15 protein-coding genes are annotated in these 16,342 nt (G+C 73.1%); 1 reads left to right on the plus strand and 14 read right to left on the minus strand.

Annotated features, from left to right (window positions below; genetic code table 11):
* Positions 1-130 precede the first annotated feature (130 nt).
* The 14 genes from AB0M39_RS29580 to AB0M39_RS29645 all read right to left on the minus strand — a co-directional run bounded on the left by AB0M39_RS29580 (position 131) and on the right by AB0M39_RS29645 (position 14,812).
* Positions 131-1,141: a glycoside hydrolase family 6 protein gene (locus tag AB0M39_RS29580; protein WP_365369018.1), complete on the minus strand. Its 1,011-nt coding sequence runs from the start codon at positions 1,139-1,141 to the stop codon at positions 131-133.
* 417 nt (positions 1,142-1,558) lie between these two features.
* Positions 1,559-2,263 carry a class F sortase gene (locus AB0M39_RS29585; protein WP_365369019.1) on the minus strand — a complete coding sequence of 235 codons (705 nt, stop codon included), beginning with the start codon at positions 2,261-2,263 and terminating at the stop codon, positions 1,559-1,561.
* Positions 2,264-2,268: 5 nt separating this feature from the next.
* Entirely contained in the window at positions 2,269-2,982 is a 714-nt protein-coding gene (locus tag AB0M39_RS29590) for a hypothetical protein (protein WP_365369020.1), read from the minus strand.
* Between the two features lie 134 nt (positions 2,983-3,116).
* On the minus strand, positions 3,117-3,896 hold the full coding sequence (locus AB0M39_RS29595; protein WP_365369021.1) for an HAD-IIA family hydrolase: 780 nt from the start codon (positions 3,894-3,896) through the stop codon (positions 3,117-3,119).
* Positions 3,897-3,975: 79 nt separating this feature from the next.
* On the minus strand, positions 3,976-5,529 hold the full coding sequence (locus AB0M39_RS29600; RefSeq protein ID WP_365369022.1) for an alkaline phosphatase family protein: 1,554 nt from the start codon (positions 5,527-5,529) through the stop codon (positions 3,976-3,978).
* 176 nt (positions 5,530-5,705) lie between these two features.
* Positions 5,706-6,764, minus strand: a complete 1,059-nt coding sequence (locus AB0M39_RS29605; RefSeq protein WP_365369023.1) for a 2-aminoethylphosphonate ABC transporter substrate-binding protein — start codon at positions 6,762-6,764, stop codon at positions 5,706-5,708.
* 34 nt (positions 6,765-6,798) lie between these two features.
* Positions 6,799-7,596: an ABC transporter permease subunit gene (locus AB0M39_RS29610; protein ID WP_365369024.1), complete on the minus strand. Its 798-nt coding sequence runs from the start codon at positions 7,594-7,596 to the stop codon at positions 6,799-6,801.
* Complete coding sequence (locus tag AB0M39_RS29615; protein ID WP_365369025.1) at positions 7,583-8,386, minus strand: 2-aminoethylphosphonate ABC transporter permease subunit; 804 nt, start codon at positions 8,384-8,386, stop codon at positions 7,583-7,585. Before AB0M39_RS29615 ends, AB0M39_RS29610 begins: the two co-directional genes overlap by 14 nt.
* A 145-nt stretch (positions 8,387-8,531) precedes the next feature.
* Positions 8,532-9,593: an ABC transporter ATP-binding protein gene (locus AB0M39_RS29620; protein ID WP_365369026.1), complete on the minus strand. Its 1,062-nt coding sequence runs from the start codon at positions 9,591-9,593 to the stop codon at positions 8,532-8,534.
* Positions 9,590-10,306 carry a phosphonatase-like hydrolase gene (locus tag AB0M39_RS29625; protein WP_365369027.1) on the minus strand — a complete coding sequence of 239 codons (717 nt, stop codon included), beginning with the start codon at positions 10,304-10,306 and terminating at the stop codon, positions 9,590-9,592. Before AB0M39_RS29625 ends, AB0M39_RS29620 begins: the two co-directional genes overlap by 4 nt.
* A gap of 5 nt (positions 10,307-10,311) precedes the next feature.
* Entirely contained in the window at positions 10,312-11,448 is a 1,137-nt protein-coding gene (locus AB0M39_RS29630) for a TIGR03364 family FAD-dependent oxidoreductase (protein WP_365369028.1), read from the minus strand.
* A 180-nt stretch (positions 11,449-11,628) separates the two neighbouring features.
* Positions 11,629-12,393, minus strand: coding sequence for a GntR family transcriptional regulator (locus tag AB0M39_RS29635; RefSeq protein ID WP_365369029.1), 765 nt, complete (start codon positions 12,391-12,393; stop codon positions 11,629-11,631).
* Between the two features lie 32 nt (positions 12,394-12,425).
* Positions 12,426-13,592: a hypothetical protein gene (locus AB0M39_RS29640; RefSeq protein WP_365369030.1), complete on the minus strand. Its 1,167-nt coding sequence runs from the start codon at positions 13,590-13,592 to the stop codon at positions 12,426-12,428.
* Positions 13,593-13,723: 131 nt separating this feature from the next.
* On the minus strand, positions 13,724-14,812 hold the full coding sequence (locus AB0M39_RS29645; protein ID WP_365369063.1) for an ROK family transcriptional regulator: 1,089 nt from the start codon (positions 14,810-14,812) through the stop codon (positions 13,724-13,726).
* Between the two features lie 443 nt (positions 14,813-15,255).
* Between AB0M39_RS29645 and AB0M39_RS29650 the strand changes: the two genes are divergently transcribed.
* Positions 15,256-16,341 carry a Gfo/Idh/MocA family oxidoreductase gene (locus AB0M39_RS29650; protein WP_365369031.1) on the plus strand — a complete coding sequence of 362 codons (1,086 nt, stop codon included), beginning with the start codon at positions 15,256-15,258 and terminating at the stop codon, positions 16,339-16,341.
* The last annotated feature ends 1 nt before the right edge of the window (position 16,342 follow it).

Raw genomic sequence — 16,342 nt, forward strand, 5'->3', positions numbered from 1 at the left:
CCGCAAGGGCGGGAAACCAAGCCCGCCGGCGCTTGAGGACACGGCCGAAGGCCGTACGGGGGTCTGGGGGCGCAGCCCCCAGTTACGGGAAGGGGCGGGGTGGGGAAGGAACCCCCCACCCAAGCCACCGCTACCTCGCGTTGCGCGCCAACCCCAGCGCGTACTCCGGCCACCACTCCCCCGCCTTCGGCCCGCCCTTGCAGTCGCCGTCCGACTCGCCGGGGCGCTTCACCCAGAGGTAGGCGTCGACCAGGGGGTCGTTCGTCTTCGTCGTCGGGGCCTCGCCGAGCGCGCGGCCCGGCGGGTTGCACCAGTTCTCCTTCGGGTCGCCCTCGGTGTACGGGCCGTTGCCGTTGCGGCTGGTGTCGACCACGAAGTGCTTGCCGCCCACCTTCGCCGACAGCTTCTTGCCGAAGTCCTTGCTGGCCGCCGTCGGGTAGAAGTTGGAGACGTTCACCGCGAACCCGTCCGCCTTGTCGACTCCCGCCCGCTTCAGCGGGTCGTAGAGCGCGTCGGGGTTGGACCAGCCCGCGTTGCCCGCGTCCAGGTAGACCTTGGTGTTGGGCTGCTGCTTGAGCCGGTCGACCGCGCCCTTGAGCAGGTCGTACCGCTCCTCGTGGAACTCCTGCGGGGTGCACGAGTCCACCAGGTGCAGCACCGCGTCCGGCTCCAGGATCACCGTGGCCCGCCGGTCGCCTATGCCCTTGGCGACCTGGTCGACCCAGGCGCGGTAGGCGTTGCCGTCCGCCGCGCCGCCCTTGGAGAACTGGCCGCAGTCGCGGTGCGGGATGTTGTAGAGGACCAGCAGCGCGTCCCGGTCGGCCTTCGCGGCCGCCTCGGTGAAGCCCTTCGCCTCGTCCTCGGGCTTGTCCGGGCCTATCCACTCGCCGACCGGCTGCTCGGCGATCTTCTTGATCAGCGCGGCGTTCTCGTCCTCGCCGGACTTCTCGTACGTCGCGACCTGCTTGGCCGCGTTTCCGTCCGGGTTGACCCAGTACGGGTCTTTCGCCTTGGGCTGTTGAGCCACCGACGGCTTCTTGTCCCCGCCGTCGTCCGAGGAACATCCCGCCATCAACAGCACCGCACCTGCTGCGGCTCCCACCCCAGTCCGGGTACGCCGGGTCAGCCAACTGCCGTACATCCACTCCCCCTTGGGCGCACTTGTCCCGGAGTCCGCCCCCCAGGCTTCGCTCCGGACAAGACCGGTCGAATCCATCCTGGCATACCCGCGCCGCGAGTCACGAGCCCGAGCTGATCTCCGGCGGCGGGGAGGATGGAAACACAGGGCGACGACTTCGCGACACCCGGTCATTCTCGCCTCTAGGCCGGGCCCGCCCACGCCTCTAGAGTGGCCGCAACGGCCCGGACCCTGGCCGTGGTTCGATGTGCAACCGGACTGCCCCCGAAACCTCCCGTGCCGGCGCCGGGCTTCTCCCGCAGCCCGCGCACCGCGGTAGAGGACCGGCTCGACCGGCGGCTCTGGGGGGAGCGCGTCGTCGGTCGAGCCCGGTTGCGCTCCCCCTCGAACCCGCCCCCCCCAACCCGCTCCCCCGCCGTCTCACTTCGCCTGTACGACGCCCGACTTCGCGGTGACGCCGGTCAGATACGCCGAGACCACCACGTTCGCCGTGTACGCCTTCGTCTCCGCGTCGTAGACCCCGCCGCAGGTGATCAGCCGCAGCTCGGCACGGCCCTTCTCGCGCGGCCCGTAGACCTTCTCGGCGTCGAAGCGGCCGCGGTCGAAGACCTGGACGTCGTCGACGGTGAACTCGGCGACCGAGCCGTCGGCCCTGGTCACCCGGATCTTCTCGCCGGGGCGGGCGGCGCTCAGACCGTAGAAGACGGCCGGCTTGGTCTTGGTGTCGACATGGCCGACGAGCAGGGCCGCGCCCACCGAGCCCGGCTGGGCCCCGTCCTCGTACCAGCCGACGCTCTGCGCGGAGGCGTACGGGGGCGGGTCGACCGCGCCCGTCGCGTCCAGGCCGCGCGCGACGACCGGGGCGGTGACCCCGATCGAGGGGATGTCCACGCGGTGCGGGTCCGCGGCCCTGATCGGGTCGTGGGCGGGCGGCATCGCCACGCCCAGCGGACGGCCCACGGCCGCCACGTCGCCCGTGGTGGGCGCGGAGCTGCCGCCGGGGCCCTCGGTGATCTCGCGGCCCCAGAGCCAGAGGCCGATCAGCAGGAGCGCCCAGGTCACTCCCGTGAGCAGCCGGCCGACCCCGGCCGGGCGATCGCCGGAGGGACGATCGACGGAGGGCATGTCGCTCAGCGTCCGTCCGGCCGGCGCCGCCGGGCGCTGCGCAGGGCGACGGCGACCGCCGCCACGCCCGCCAGAACCAGGCCGATCACGGTGTGCGGGGTCCCGGGCCCGGCGTCCTCGGCCGCCGGCTGGGCGGCGAGCGGGGCCGCGCCCCCGCCGCCGGCCCGCACGGGCGCGACGGGGCTGGCGTGGTGCGACTGGCTGGGCTCGCTCGACCGGTCCGGGCGCGGCGAGCGGTCCGGCCGGTCCGACTGCTCGGGCCGGCTCGACGCGTCCGCCGCGGGCGAGTGGTCGGGCGTGCTCGACGGGCCGGGGGCCGGCGTCGCCGTCGACTGCGCGCCGACGACCTGGAGCTTCCCCGTTCCGGCGTGGGCGCGGCCCTGGCACTCGACGCTGAGGCTGTACGTGCCGTCGCTCGCGTTGGACTTGACCGTCGTGTCCCCGAGCAGCTGGTAGTCGCTCCCGTCCGCGCCGGAGAGCGCCGCGTCGGCGACGAAGGCCGGGGACGTGACCGCGCCGGTGGCGCCGGTGCAGCCCGAGACGTGGACCTGCACGTCGGAGCCGGGCGCGGCGGCCGCGGGCAGGACGGTGACCGTGACGCCGTCGTCGGCCCTCGCGCCGCCGCCGTCGGCCTCGGCGGCGACGTCGGCGTGCGCGGTCGTCGCGGCGGGGGCCATGACCAGCACGGCGGCCACCCCTGCGACACGGAGAGCAATCAAGCCTGAACGCATCGTGAACCTCCTGACAGACACAGATTCACGCGCGGCGGCCGATTCCGCATCCGCAGGAGGCCGTCTGTGCTCCGTATGGACCCCCTGACGTGCCCGAACGCGGGCCGATCAGCCGATGCCGGTCAGATCCGGTCGACGAGGTCCGCGATCGAGTCGACGACCTTGGAGGGACGGAAGGGGTAGCGGTCGACCTGGTCCGGGCCGGTGAGCCCGGTCAGCACCAGGAAGGTCTCCATACCAGCTTCGAGCCCGGCCAGCACGTCCGTGTCCATCCGGTCGCCGATCATGGCGCTGGTCTCGGAGTGCGCCCCGATGGCGTTCAGCCCGGTCCGCATCATCAGCGGGTTCGGCTTGCCCGCGAAGTACGGGTCCTTGCCGGTCGCCTTGGTGATCAGCGCGGCGACCGAGCCGGTGGCGGGCAGCGGGCCCTCGGCGGAGGGGCCGGTCTCGTCGGGGTTGGTGCAGATGAACCGGGCGCCGGCGTTGATCAGCCGGATCGCCTTGGTGAGGGACTCGAAGCTGTAGGTGCGCGTCTCGCCGAGGACCACGTAGTCCGGGTCGTGGTCGGTCAGCACATAGCCGATGTCGTGCAGGGCGGTGGTGAGCCCGGCCTCGCCGATGACGTACGCCGTGCCGCCGGGGCGCTGGTCGTCCAGGAACTGCGCGGTGGCCAGCGCCGACGTCCAGATGTTCTGCACGGGCACGTCCAGGCCCATCCGGGCCAGCCGGGCGTGCAGATCGCGCGCGGTGTAGATGGAGTTGTTGGTCAGCACCAGAAAGGGCTTCTCGCTCTCCCGGAGCTTCTTGATGAAGGAGTCGGCGCCCGGGATCGGCACGCCCTCGTGGATCAGGACACCGTCCATGTCGGTGAGCCAGGATTCGATCGGCTTGCGCTCTGCCATCAGACGGACTCCTGCCGTACGCAGTGTGCTGGGGACGCGGGGAGCACGGCGCTGTGTCGCCCCGGCGTCCCCAGCCTAATCAGGAAGCCGAGACCTTGACCCCGTCGATCACCCAGTACCAGTCGTTGGACCCGGTGTAGCGGAAGCGGAAGCTGACGCTGGACGCCCCGGCGGGCACGTTCACGGTCAGCGACTGGGGCTGGGAGATCACGTCGGAGGTGTAGCTCTTGACGAGCGCGGGGGCGCCGCCGTTGAAGGAGGCGAGCACCTGGGCGCTCTGGCTGCCCTCCTGGCGGTAGAAGGTCGTGAAGTCGAGCTTCACGGTCGCCTTGCCGCCGACGCTGTACGCGGGGGTGACCAGGGTCGTGTCGTACGCCCCCGAGAAGGCCTTGTCGGACCACTCGTCGGAGTCGGCGACGGCGAAGACGCCGCGGGAGCGGACGTTGAGCTCGCGGGACTGGTCGCGCTGGGTCCGGGACCAGAACTCGTCGGTGGCGAAGGACCAGCCGCGCCACTCGGTCACGCCGCCCGTGCCCATCGCGCTGTTGATCACGGACCAGCCGCTGGGCGGGGTGCGGGTGAAGCCGAGGACGCCGGCGGGGATGCCGGTCTCGTCGACGCGGGCGGACAGCGAGGACTGGAGGGTGTCGAAGGGGTCGGTCGAGCGCTCCTGGACGGGCTTGCCGTCCAGGCGCCACGCCGGGTCGGGGACGATGCCCAGCTGTCGGTAGACGGTGGCGGCCACGTCCACGAGCCGGGTGTCGGCGGGGCGCGCGCCGGCCGCGATGCCGGGGCCCTGGGCGAGGACGAAGGTGCGCCGCTCCTCGATGGAGTTGCCGCCGTGGCCGCCCGCGTTCGCGTGTCCGTGGTCGGTGGTGACGATGATCGTCCAGCGTTCGGCGGCGTAGGAGGGGCGGGCCTTGATCGCGGCGAGGAAGCGGCCGAGGTAGCCGTCCTGGACGGCGATGGCGTCGAGGTAGCGCTGTCCGGTGCCGGAGCTGTGCGCGACGGCGTCGGTGTTGCCGAGGTAGACGAAGAGCACGTCCGGGTTCTGGGCGCGCAGGACGGACTCGGTCTCGTTGGCGATGGTCGCGTCGTGGCCGGGGTATCCGTCCCGGTCGCCGTGGAGGACGAGCTTGGCGTCGGCGCCGGCGATGGTCCCCTGGTCGTCGAGGGGCTTCCAGTCGACGGCGGCGTAGGTGGAGAGCTCGGGGCGCACCTGGGCGAGGCGGGCGAGGAAGCCGGGGTACGCCGTGTAGTCCTTGCCGGCGAAGGAGTTGTCCTTGACGCCGTGCTTGTCGGGCCAGACGCCGGTGGCGACGGTCGACCAGCCGGGCCCGGACGAGGTGGCGGCCATCGGCTGCCCGTAGAGCAGGGAGAGGCCGTACGTCCCGTTCGCCATCAGGGACTTGAGGTGCGGGGCGTTCGCCGCGTCGATCCTGTCGTGGCGCAGGCCGTCCATGCCGACGACCAGGACCTTGTCCTGGCTGACGCCGTCGGGAAGGGCGGGGGCGGCCAGGGCCTTCTGGGCGGCCTGGGCGGCTGGAGCGGCGACGGCGGCGGTCGCGGTGACCGCGGCGGTCACGGCGCCGGCGGCGAGCACGGAGCGTCGGGATATGCCGTCGATCGGCATCGGGGTCCTCCGTCGGAAGTTTGCGGGCTGGGGGATGGTGACGGTGGGGCGGGCAGCCCAACGCCCCTGATCTCTCAGGGGCGCTGACCTGTGGTCCGTACCCGTTACCCTTCCGCGATGCATCCGCCGACGACAGTCCGCAGACGGTGAACTCTTGGCTGACAGTCAGCTGCCAGTCAGCTGCCGGTCGCGGACTTCCACGCGTCGATGTAGGACGGGAGGTTCTCCTCGATGTCCTTCCAGTCCGGCTCGAAGACGTCCACGCCGTCGATCAGCTTGGTCAGCTCGATGGCGTTCGCGTCGGTCGCCTTGACGTCGGTGCGGGCGGAGAAGCCGCCGCCGATCTCGCTGACCTGCTTCTGGGCCTTCTCGCTGAGCATGTAGTCGAGCAGCTTCCTGCCGTTCTCGCTGTGCGGGGCCTTGGCGAGCAGCCCGGCGGCGTACGGCAGGGCGAAGGTGGTGGGCTTGCCGCCGTCCTTGGCCGGGAACCAGATGCCGAGGTTGGGCATGGACTTGGACTGCGCGAAGTTCATCTGCACATCGCCGTTGGCGACGAGGATCTCGCCCTTGTCGACCTTGGGGGCGAGCTTGGAGGTGGAGGAGGACGGGCCGACGTTGTTGGCCTGGAGCTTCTTCAGGTACTCCATCGCCGGCTCCTTGCCGCCGAAGTCGTGCATGGCCTTGATGACGACGGCGGTGCCGTCGCCGGCGACGCCGGGCGTGGAGTACTGGAGCTTGTCCTTGTACGACGAGTCCAGCAGCTGCTCCCAGGTGGTGGGGGCCTGGGCCAGCTCCTTCTTGTTGTAGACGAAGCCGAAGTAATTGTTGACGACGGAGGTCCACTTGCCTTCGCCGGACTTGTCGGCGCCGTTGACCTTGTCGGCGTCCTTGGGCTCGTACTTCTGGAGCAGGCCCTTGGAGTCGGCCTGCTGGATGAACGGCGGGAGGGTGACGAGGACGTCGGCCTGGGTGTTCGACTTCTCGCGGACGGCCCGCTGGACCATCTCGCCGGAGCCGCCCTCGACGTACTTCACCTTGATGCCGGTCTCCTTCTCGAAGTCCTTGAAGACCTGGTCGTACCAGCCGTCGCCCTTCTCGCCCTTGAGGCCGTCGGCGCTGTAGACGGTGACGACCTTCTCGTCGGAGGCGGCGGAGGTCCCGCCGCAGGCGGTGAGGGAGGCGGCGAGGAGGAGTCCGCCGCAGACGGCGGCGATCGGGATAAGGGGCTTGCGCATGACGTTTCGTATCTCCTGTCGGATGTGGTGCGGGCTACCGGAACGACGCCTTGGTGCGGATCCGGGAGACGGCGAGAAGCACGAGCAGCGTCGTGCCCATCAGGACGACCGCGACGGCTGAGCCGGTGAAGAGGGATCCGCGGTCGGTGGCAGTGAAGATCCGTACCGGCAGCGGCGTCCAGTCCGGCGGGTAGAGCATCATCGTGGCGCTCAGCTCGCCCATGGACAGGGCGAAGCAGAGTCCGGCGGCCGCGTTCAGGGACGGCAGCAGGAGGGGGAGCCTCACCCGCCACAGGACGTACGAGGGCCGGGCGCCGAGGCTGGCGGCCGCCTGCTCGTACATCGGGTCGAGACGGACGATGGCGGACGCGACCGACTGGTAGGCGAACGCCGTGACAAGAACAGCGTGCGCGAGGATCACGATCCAGCGCGTGCCGTTGAGCAGCACCGGCGGCTGGGAGAACGCGACCAGGACCGCGAGGCCGACGACGACGGAGGGGACGGCGACGGGCAGCATGAACAGCGCGTCCAGCACCCGGCGTCCGCGCCGCCCCAACGCGGCGGCGGCCAGCGCCGCCCACGTCCCGACGGCCAGCGCCAGCAGGCTGGCGGTCACGGCCGTGACCAGGCTGGTGGTCAGGGCCTGGAGGGACTCGCCGCGCACGGCCGCGCTGTAGTGCTCGGCGGTCGGCCCGGAGGGGAAGGCCCCGGACCAGTTCGTGGCGAAGGACGCCGCGACGACGACGAGCAGCGGCAGCGCGAAGAGCGGCAGGAACAGGACGAGGAAGAGCGCCCAGGCGGCCCATCTCCCCTTGCGGCTATGCACCAACACGGCGGCTGACCATTCGGTAGAGGCTGTACAGGCCCACGGAGATCGCGATGTTGACGACGGCGACGACGCAGGCGGCCGGGTAGTCGGACTCGAGGATCGCCTTGCCGTAGACGAGCATCGGCAGGGTCGTGACGCCCTTGGCGCCGGTGAACAGGACGATGCCGAACTCGTTGAGGCACATGACCAGCACGAGGCTGCCGCCGGCGGCGAGGGCGGGCAGCGCCTCGGGCAGGATCACCTGCCGCACGATCCGCGCGGGCCGGGCGCCGAGCGAGGAGGCGACCTCCAGCTGCGCGGTGTCCAGCTGCGAGAAGGCGGCGAGCAGCGGGCGCATCACGAAGGGCGTGAAGTACGTGATCTCCGCGAGGAGCACGCCCCAGGGCGTGGCGAGGAAGTGGAAGGGGCCGCTCTCGGCGCCCGTGACGTCGGTCCACAGGCCGTTGGCCATGCCGACCGTGCCGTAGACGAACAGCAGGGCGAGGGTGATCAGGAACGACGGGAAGGAGAGGAAGACGTCGATGGACTTGGCGACCGCCCTGCTGCCGGGGAACGGCACGAAGGCGACGATCACGGCGAGCACGAACCCGAGGACCAGACACCCGGCGGTCGCGGCGAGCGCCAGCCACACGGTCGTGGTGAGCGCGTCCCGGAAGGCCGTGGAGGCGAAGACGTCGGCGTACGCGCCGGGGGCGAGGGACTCCTGCACCACGAGCCCGAGCGGATAGAGGAACACCAGCCCGAGCACGGCCACGGGCGCCGCAGCCCAGAGGGCAGGCCCCGTTGTGCGCATTCGTTTCGCTGGGGCGATGGGGGTCCCCCCGGACGAAGTCTGGGGGAGGGTGGGCACGACGGAACGGCGCCAGAGCGGGCGCCTCCGCCCCGTGCTCGAACCCGCACCGCGAGCGCGGTCCGCTTGCACGACCGCCGGCGACGAGTCACCCATCGGTCACTCCCGCCGCCAGCAACACCCCGTCCTCCGGCGCGAAGTGCACCGTGACCTCGTCCCCGAGCGCCGGCGTCTCCCGAAGCTCCCCCACGTCCGCCTTGAGGCGACGGCCGGCCGCGCCGACCTCCACGTGCAGCCGGTGCGTGGAGCCCCGCCACTGCACCTCGGCGATCCGCCCCCGCAGCGCGTTGGGCCCGTCGCCGAGCCCGACGAGGTGGGGCCGTACGCACAGGGTGGCGGCGGCGCCGGGAAGCACGCCGTCCGTGGCGAGGGTGAGCGCGACGCCGTCGAGGGTGACCCCGCCCTCCCCCACCGTCACCGGCAGCAGATTCGCGTTGCCGACGAACGACGCCGTGAACTCGGTGCGCGGCCGCCGGTACAGGTCCTGCGGGGTCCCGCAGTCCTGGAGCCGCGCCCTGTCCATGACCGCGATCCGGTCGGCCAGCGTCAGCGCCTCCACCTGGTCGTGGGTGACGTACAGGATCGAGACGTCCGGCAGCTCCCGGTGCAGCCGCGCCAGCTCCGCGAGCATGTCCGAGCGCAGCTGCGCGTCGAGCGCGGACAGCGGCTCGTCGAGGAGCAGGACGCCCGGGCGGATCGCGAGCGCCCGCGCGATGGCGACGCGCTGCTGCTGGCCGCCGGAGAGCTCGCGGGGATGGCGCCGGGCGTAGGCGGCCATGCCCGTCATCTCCAGGGCTTCGGCGACCCGCCCGGGTATCTCGGCCTTGGGCGCCTTCTGGGCCTTGAGACCGAAGGCGACGTTGTCCTCGACGCGCATATGCGGGAACAGGGCGTACTGCTGGACGACCATCCCGATCCCGCGCCGGTGCGGCGGCAGGCCGGTGACGTCGCGCTCGCCGATGAGCACCCGTCCCGAGACCGGCTGGACGAACCCGGCGACGGCGCGCAGCGCGGTGGTCTTGCCCGAGCCGGAGGGGCCGAGCAGCGCCATCACCTCGCCCGGCTCGACGCTCAGGTCGAGCGAGTCGAGGACGACGGTGGATCCGTAGGCGACCGAGACGTTCTCGAACCGGATGCCGCCGGCGCTCACCGGTCCGCCTCGGCGATCGGGTCCGGCTCGGCGAGCGAGTCCGCCTCGGCGAGCAGGTCCGGCAGCTCCGCTACCGAGCCCAGCACATGGGTCGCGCCGTGCGCCCGGAGCCGCTGCCCGTCGTGCGCGCCGGTGAGCACGCCGGCGACGACGCCGGCGCCGGAGCGGACCCCGCTGAGCATGTCGTACGAGGTGTCGCCGACGACGGCGACCTGCCGGACGCCGTCCGCCGCGCCGGTGCGCAGGAACGCGGCGAGCACCATGTCCGGGTAGGGCCGTCCGCGCCCGCCCGCGTCGGCGGGGCAGAGCGTGAGGTCGGCCAGGTCCTGCCAGCCGAGCGCGGCGAGGATCGCGTCCTGGGTGGGGCGCGCGAACCCGGTGGTCAGGGCGACGGCACGGCCCTGGGCCTTGAGCTCATCGACGGCCTCGCGGGCGCCGGGGAGCGGCTCGATCCGGCCGCCGTCGACCAGCTCGCCGTATGCCTGCTCGAACGCGGCGTTCGCGGCCTGCGCCCGTGCCTCGTCCTGGAAGAGGTGCCGGAAGACGGAGATCTTCGACTCGCCCATGGTGGCGCGCACGTAGTCGATCATCGACTCGGGCGCCTCGCCGAGGCGCTCGGCCGCCGCGGCGAAGGCCTGCTCGACCAGGCCCCCGTCGGCGACGGTCGTCCCGGCCATGTCCAGCACGACGAGTCGTACGGTGGATGCGGTCAATTTCCTCACCAGCCCAGTTCGTTCGCGGTCGTCTCGGCGATGGCGGGCGAGCAGGTCATGCCGCGCCCGCCCGGCCCGGTCACCAGCCACACCCCGTCGCGCACCCGCTGCCGGTGGACGACGCGGGAGGCGTCGGTGCACTGCGCGTACACCCCGGCCCAGCGGCGGCGGATGCGCGGCAGCGGCCGGCCGAGGAAGGACTCGACGACCTCGACGAGGTGCTCGTACGGGTCCTCGACGGTGTCGAAGGCGAAGGGGTGCTCGTACTCGTGGGTGTCGCCGATGGTCAGCCCGCCGTCGAGGCGCTGGACCATCAGCAGCTGCATCTTGTGCGCGGCGGCGGTCGGGGCCTGGGCCTGCGCCGCGTTCAGCGCGTCCAGGGCCTCGCCCGCGTACGCCGGGTAGTAGCGGAAGGAGTCCGCGTCGGCGACGGAGGTGGTCAGCGGCTCCCCGAGCGGGTCGGTCTGCATCATCTGGAGGCGGACGCGGCGCACGGGCAGGTCGGGGGCGAGCTCGCGCACAAGGCCGGAGAGCGCGGCGCCCGGGCACAGGACGACGGCGTCGCCCGTGTGGACGTCGCCGTGGTCGTCGCGGACCGCGCTCTCGCCGATCACCTCGCGGACCTCGCGCCCGCCGAGGTAGCTATAGCGGCCGGAGGCCAGCAGGGCCTCCTTGAGGGCGAGCTGGGCGGGCCGGGGCTCGACGGCCGCGTCCCGCTCGCACCACAGCGCGGCGACGGCGCCGCCCCGCTCGAACGCGCCGCGCAGGGCGGGGTTGATCTGGAGCGCCTCGGCGGGGGCGAGGAGCTTGTAGCCGCGGGCGGCGGCGTCGGGCCTGGCCACGGCCGCCTCGGCGACGGCGAGCTCCAGGTCGTCGCGTACGGGGGTGAGGGAGCCGTTGGCCCGGAAGCCGAGGCCCGGGACGCGCGCCCCGATGGACTCCCACAGCTCGCGGGCGCGCAGCGCGGTCTCCAGCTCCTCTCCGCCGGCGCGCCCGCTGACCCATATCTGACCGAAGTTGCGCAGGCTCGCGCCTCGGGCCTCGCTCTCTCGCTCGATCTGTACGACCTCGTGGCCGCGTTCCACTGCGTGCCAGGCGTGCATGGTTCCCACCACGCCGGCTCCTACGACGATGACTCTCACGACGGCAACGCTCGTGGCGGCGGGTGGCCCTGACCGGTCGGAGCGGCGACGGGAAGGTGAACGGGCGGTCAAACTTGGACCAGACCCGTTATGTTCTCGTGACCTTTCTCGGTGGGGTGTTGCTCGTGGGGTGTTCCGCGTGGGGTGGCGCGTCCCTGGTGGGCCTGGGTCCTCGGGCTCTCAGCCCTGGCGGCCGAGGTGGGCGGTGAAGCTGAAGCGGTCGCCGCGGTAGAGGGTGCGCACCCGCTCCAGCGGCCGGCCGTCGGTGTCCCGCGAGACCCGGTGGATCAGCAGCATGGGCAGGGCCGGCGGAGTGCCGATGAGCAGGGCCTCGCGCGGGGTGGCCAGCACGGTCTCGATCCGCTCGTCCGCGTCGCCGAAGGCGATGCCGAGCCGGTCGTTGAGGTAGGCGTAGAAGGAGGAGTCGGGGTCGAACTCCCCGTCGAGGCGGGGGACGCGGGCGACGGGGACGTACGTGCTCTCCAGCCCGACCCGCTCGTCGTCGGCGAGGAGCACGCGCTCCATGTGCCAGACGGGGTCGCCGCGTTCGGCGCCGATCTCCGCGGCGAGCGCTTCGGAGCAGGGGAGCCGGTCGAGCGAGATGAGGTTGCGGCCGGGCGTGCGGCCCTGGCGGCGCACGCCCTCGGTATAGCTGGCGAGCGAGAGCGGCTGCTCCAGCTTGGGGCCGGCGACGACGGTGCCGCGGCCCTGCCGGCGCAGCCTGCCTTCGAGGAGGAGCTCGCGCAGGGCCTGGCGCACGGTCTCGCGGGAGACTTCGTACCGCACCGCGAGATCGCGCTCGGTGGGCAGCAGCCCTCCCTCGCCCAGCTCCTCCACCAGGACGGAGATACGGGCCTTGACCGCGTAGTACTTGGGGATGCGTCCGTGCTCCGGGATGCCGGAGCGGACGGGGGCGCCGGGCGCCTGGTCGTTCGGGTAGTCCACCAGGGGATGCTCGCAGACCAAGGTGAACGCGATCACCGCCGCCCGGCGCGGTACCGCCGGGCCGCGACGACGAGCGCGCCGCTGCCGAGGAGGGAAGCGCAGGCGAAGAGGACGATACGGAGGAGGGAGTCGGGCCCGGTGGTGGCCAGTTCGTCGAGGGGACGGGCGCTCTCCACAGCGGCGCCGGGGTCCTTTCCGGGCTCGGTCGACGCATCCGTTCCGCCCCCTTCGGCCTCGTCGGCCTCTTCGGTCTCCGAGGCCGCTCCGGTCTCCTTGCGCTCTGCGGCCCCCTCGCTCTCCTTGTCCCGCCCGTCTCGCTCGTCTCTTCCGTCTCTCTCGTCCTTCTCGGCGACGGCGAAGACGTAGTCGTCGGACTCGCCCACCCAGTCGCTGTCGTCGCCCTGGCGCTGGACGATGGCCGCGTTGACGGTGACCTCGCCCGGCACGGCGTCGGCGGAGAGCGCGAGCCGGACCTCGGCGGTGACGACCTTGCGCGCGGGCACGGCGAACCCGGGGAAGCCCGGCGCGTCGAGCACGCCGACGATCTCGTCGTGCGACGTGGCGTCCAGCGCGACGGGCTGCCAGCGCTTGGCGGTCGGGTCGTAGAACTCCAGCTGGAGGTGGGCGGGGGCGAGTCGGGAGTCGCTCGGGACGAAGAGGACCACGGGGTGGATGTTGTGGCAGGTCTCGGCGGTGGTGTTGGCGAGGTCGACCGACCACCGCCGGGAGTCTCCGCCGGGGCTCAGAGCGGCCGGCCCGCCGTGGACGCGGGTCTCGATGGGGAAGCCCGGATCGGAGACCTCTCCGCACCGCGGCTGCCGGTCCTCGGGCTGCCCGGCCCCTCCGGCTTCGCCCGGGCGGGCGGGCGGGGGCGTCGGCTCGGCGTGCGCGGCGAAGGCGGCGGCGGTGGCCACGCCCACGGGAGCGGGGGCGTGGGCCGGGGGGTGGGCAGGGGCGTGGGCTTCCGCGGGGGCGCCGGACAGGTTGGCCGCGGCTGGGGAAGCGGACGCTGACGCTGACGCGAAGGCTCGTTGGGCGGCGGGCTGGTGAGGCGCGGACCCCGAGACGGGCTGCCGAGCGGCGAGCTGGGCGGCGACCGCCGCCGTCGCCGGCCGGTCGGTCACCGGGGCCGCCGAAGCCGACGCGCCCGCCAGTGCGGTCGCGGTGACGCCGATGGCGAGGGCATTGCGCAGTCGCATGCGTGGCCTTTGCTGCTCGCGTGGCGCCGGGGGTCGCCCGGCCGTCATGGGGCCAGACCCTGCCAGGCGCGCGCGGCCCGGCCCGCGCGCCACGAGTCCGTACCGACGAGCAGCTTCGTAATTCCGCCCTATCAGCCTATTTTCGGCCAAATACGGGCCGCGGGGAACGCCACCTCCGCCCGCCCGAACACCGGAGCGAGCACCAGTTGCGCCGCCCCCTCGGCCACGAGGTGCGCGTCGCCGTCCGCCAGGGTCACCGGGACCTCGGAGCGCGCGCCGAGGACGGCGCGCACTCCGCGTACGAAGGGCGCCCCCGCCGCCGTCACCACTCTGCCGCCCAGCAGCACACGGTCGATGTCGAGGAGTCCGACGAGGTTCGCCGCGCCCGCGCCCAGGACGCTCGCCGCGCGGTCGAGGTCCCCCTGGGCGACCGCCGCGAGGCAGAGCGCCTCGATGCAGCCGCGGTTGCCGCACTCGCACGCGGGGCCGTCCAGCTGGATCACCTGGTGCCCGAACTCCCCCGCCCCCGTCCGCGCCCCCCGGTACAGCGCCCCGCCCAGGACGAGCCCGGCGCCCAGGCCCGTGCCGAGATGCAGATACGCGAACGAGTCGCCCGGCCCGCGCAGGGCGAGGCCGAGCGCGGCGGCGTTGGTGTCCTTGTCGAGCACGACGGGCAGCTTGAGCCGCGCCGCGAAGGCGTCGCGCAGGGGGTATCCGTCCCACTGCGGGAACCCGGTGACCCGCTGCGGCACGCCCGCCGCGTGGTCGAGCGGCCCGGGCATCGCCACGCCCACCCCGAGCACCCGCGCCCCCGGCGTCTGGACGCTCTCCGCGAGAAGCGCCTCGACCTGGCTCGCACCTGCCTCGATCACCGTGTCCGCGGGCGCGCCCAGGTCCAGCGGGGCCGTGCGCACCGCGACCCGGGCGCCCGCCAGGTCCAGCAGGACGGCGGTCAGCTCGTCGCGGTCCAGATGCAGCCCGACGGCGTGACCGGCGCCCTGGTCCAGCCGGAGCACGGTACGCGGCTTGCCGCCCGTCGACGCCCGCCGCCCGGCCTCCACGGCGAGGCCCTCCTCCCGCAGCCGCGCGGTGATCTTGCTGACGGCCTGCGGGGTGAGCCCGGTGCGCTCGGCGAGCTCAAGCCGGCTGATGCCGCCCTCGCCCGCGGTGCGCAGAAGGTCGAGCACGAGGGCGGCGTTATGGCTGCGCAGAACGGGCAGATTCGCGCCCTTGCCGGGGGCTTGGGGGGAGGTGGGGGCCTGGCGCGTGGTGGGAGGCTGACCTGCGGCGGGCGTCTGGCGCGTGTGGGGGGTCGGGGCCTGGGCCGAGGCCTTGGGCGCGGCGCTGGGCTCGCCGACGGCGGGGCGCTGGCCCGCAGTTCCGGGCACACTCACGGCGGGACCCTCGCCTGCGGTCCCGCGCATGCTGGCGGCCGGCTGCACACCAGCAGCCCGGCCTTCGCCCGCGGTCCCGCGCACGCCGGCAGCCGGACCCTCGCCTACGGCCGGATCCCCACTCACCGCCCGCCCCTCGCCCGCCGCCCGGCGCTCCGCAGGGGTCCGCCGCGCGTCCGCGCCTTCGCTCGTCCCTCCATCGGTGGTCTTCACCCCGCCATTGTCACCCGCGCTTGCACTTTGGAAACGCCGTTGCTTAAGTGGTCTCCATGACTGGCACCGGGACCCCACTCCGCGTCGCGCTCGTCGGCTACGGCCTGGCGGGCTCCGTCTTCCACGCCCCGCTGATCGCCGCCGCCGAAGGCCTCGCCCTGGACACGGTCGTCACCTCCAACCCGGAGCGCCAGCAGCAGGCCCGCGACGCCTACCCCGGCGTGCGCGTCGCCGTCTCGCCGGACGAGCTGTGGAAGCGGGCCGGCGAACTCGACCTCGTCGTGATCGCCTCGCCGAACAAGACCCACGTGCCGATCGCCGCCGCCGCCCTCGAGGCCGGCCTCTCCGTCGTCGTGGACAAGCCGATCGCGGGCGCCGCGGCCGAGGCGCGCGAGCTGGCCGCCCTCGCCGAGGAGCGCGGACTGCTCCTGTCCGTCTTCCAGAACCGCCGCTGGGACAACGACTTCCTCACCCTCCAGAAGCTGATCGCGGACGGCGAGCTCGGCGACGTACTGCGCTTCGAGTCCCGCTTCGAGCGGTGGCGTCCGCAGCTGAAGGGCGGCTGGCGCGAGTCCGGCGACCCGCAGGAGATCGGCGGCCTGCTGTACGACCTGGGCAGCCATGTCGTCGACCAGGCGCTGACCCTCTTCGGCCCGGTCGCGCTCGTGTACGCGGAGGCCGACGTACGCCGCCCGGGCGCCGAGGCCGACGACGACACCTTCATCGCGCTCACGCATGTGAACGGCGTGCGCTCGCATCTGTACGTCAGCGCCGTCACCGCGCAGCTCGGCCCGCGCTTCAGAGTCCTCGGCTCGAAGGCCGGGTATGTGAAGCACGGCCTCGACCCTCAGGAATCGGCCCTGCGCGAGGGCGAGCTGCCCTCCGCGGACGGCGCGTGGGGCACGGAGCCCGAGTCGCTGTGGGGCCGCGTCGGCGCGGGCGAGTCCCCGCTGACCGGAGGCGGCCGACCTGTCCCCACCCTGCCGGGCGACTACCCTGCGTATTACACGGGCATCGCCGCCGCCCTGCGCGACGGCACGCCCCCGCCCGTCACCGCCCTCGAGGCCGCGGCCGCTCTGGACGTGCTGGAGGCCGCGCGCCGATCCGCCGACGAAGGCGTCGCCGTGGAGGTGTCCGCATGAC

Source organism: Streptomyces sp. NPDC051907 (assembly GCF_040681075.1).
GTDB lineage: Bacteria > Actinomycetota > Actinomycetes > Streptomycetales > Streptomycetaceae > Streptomyces.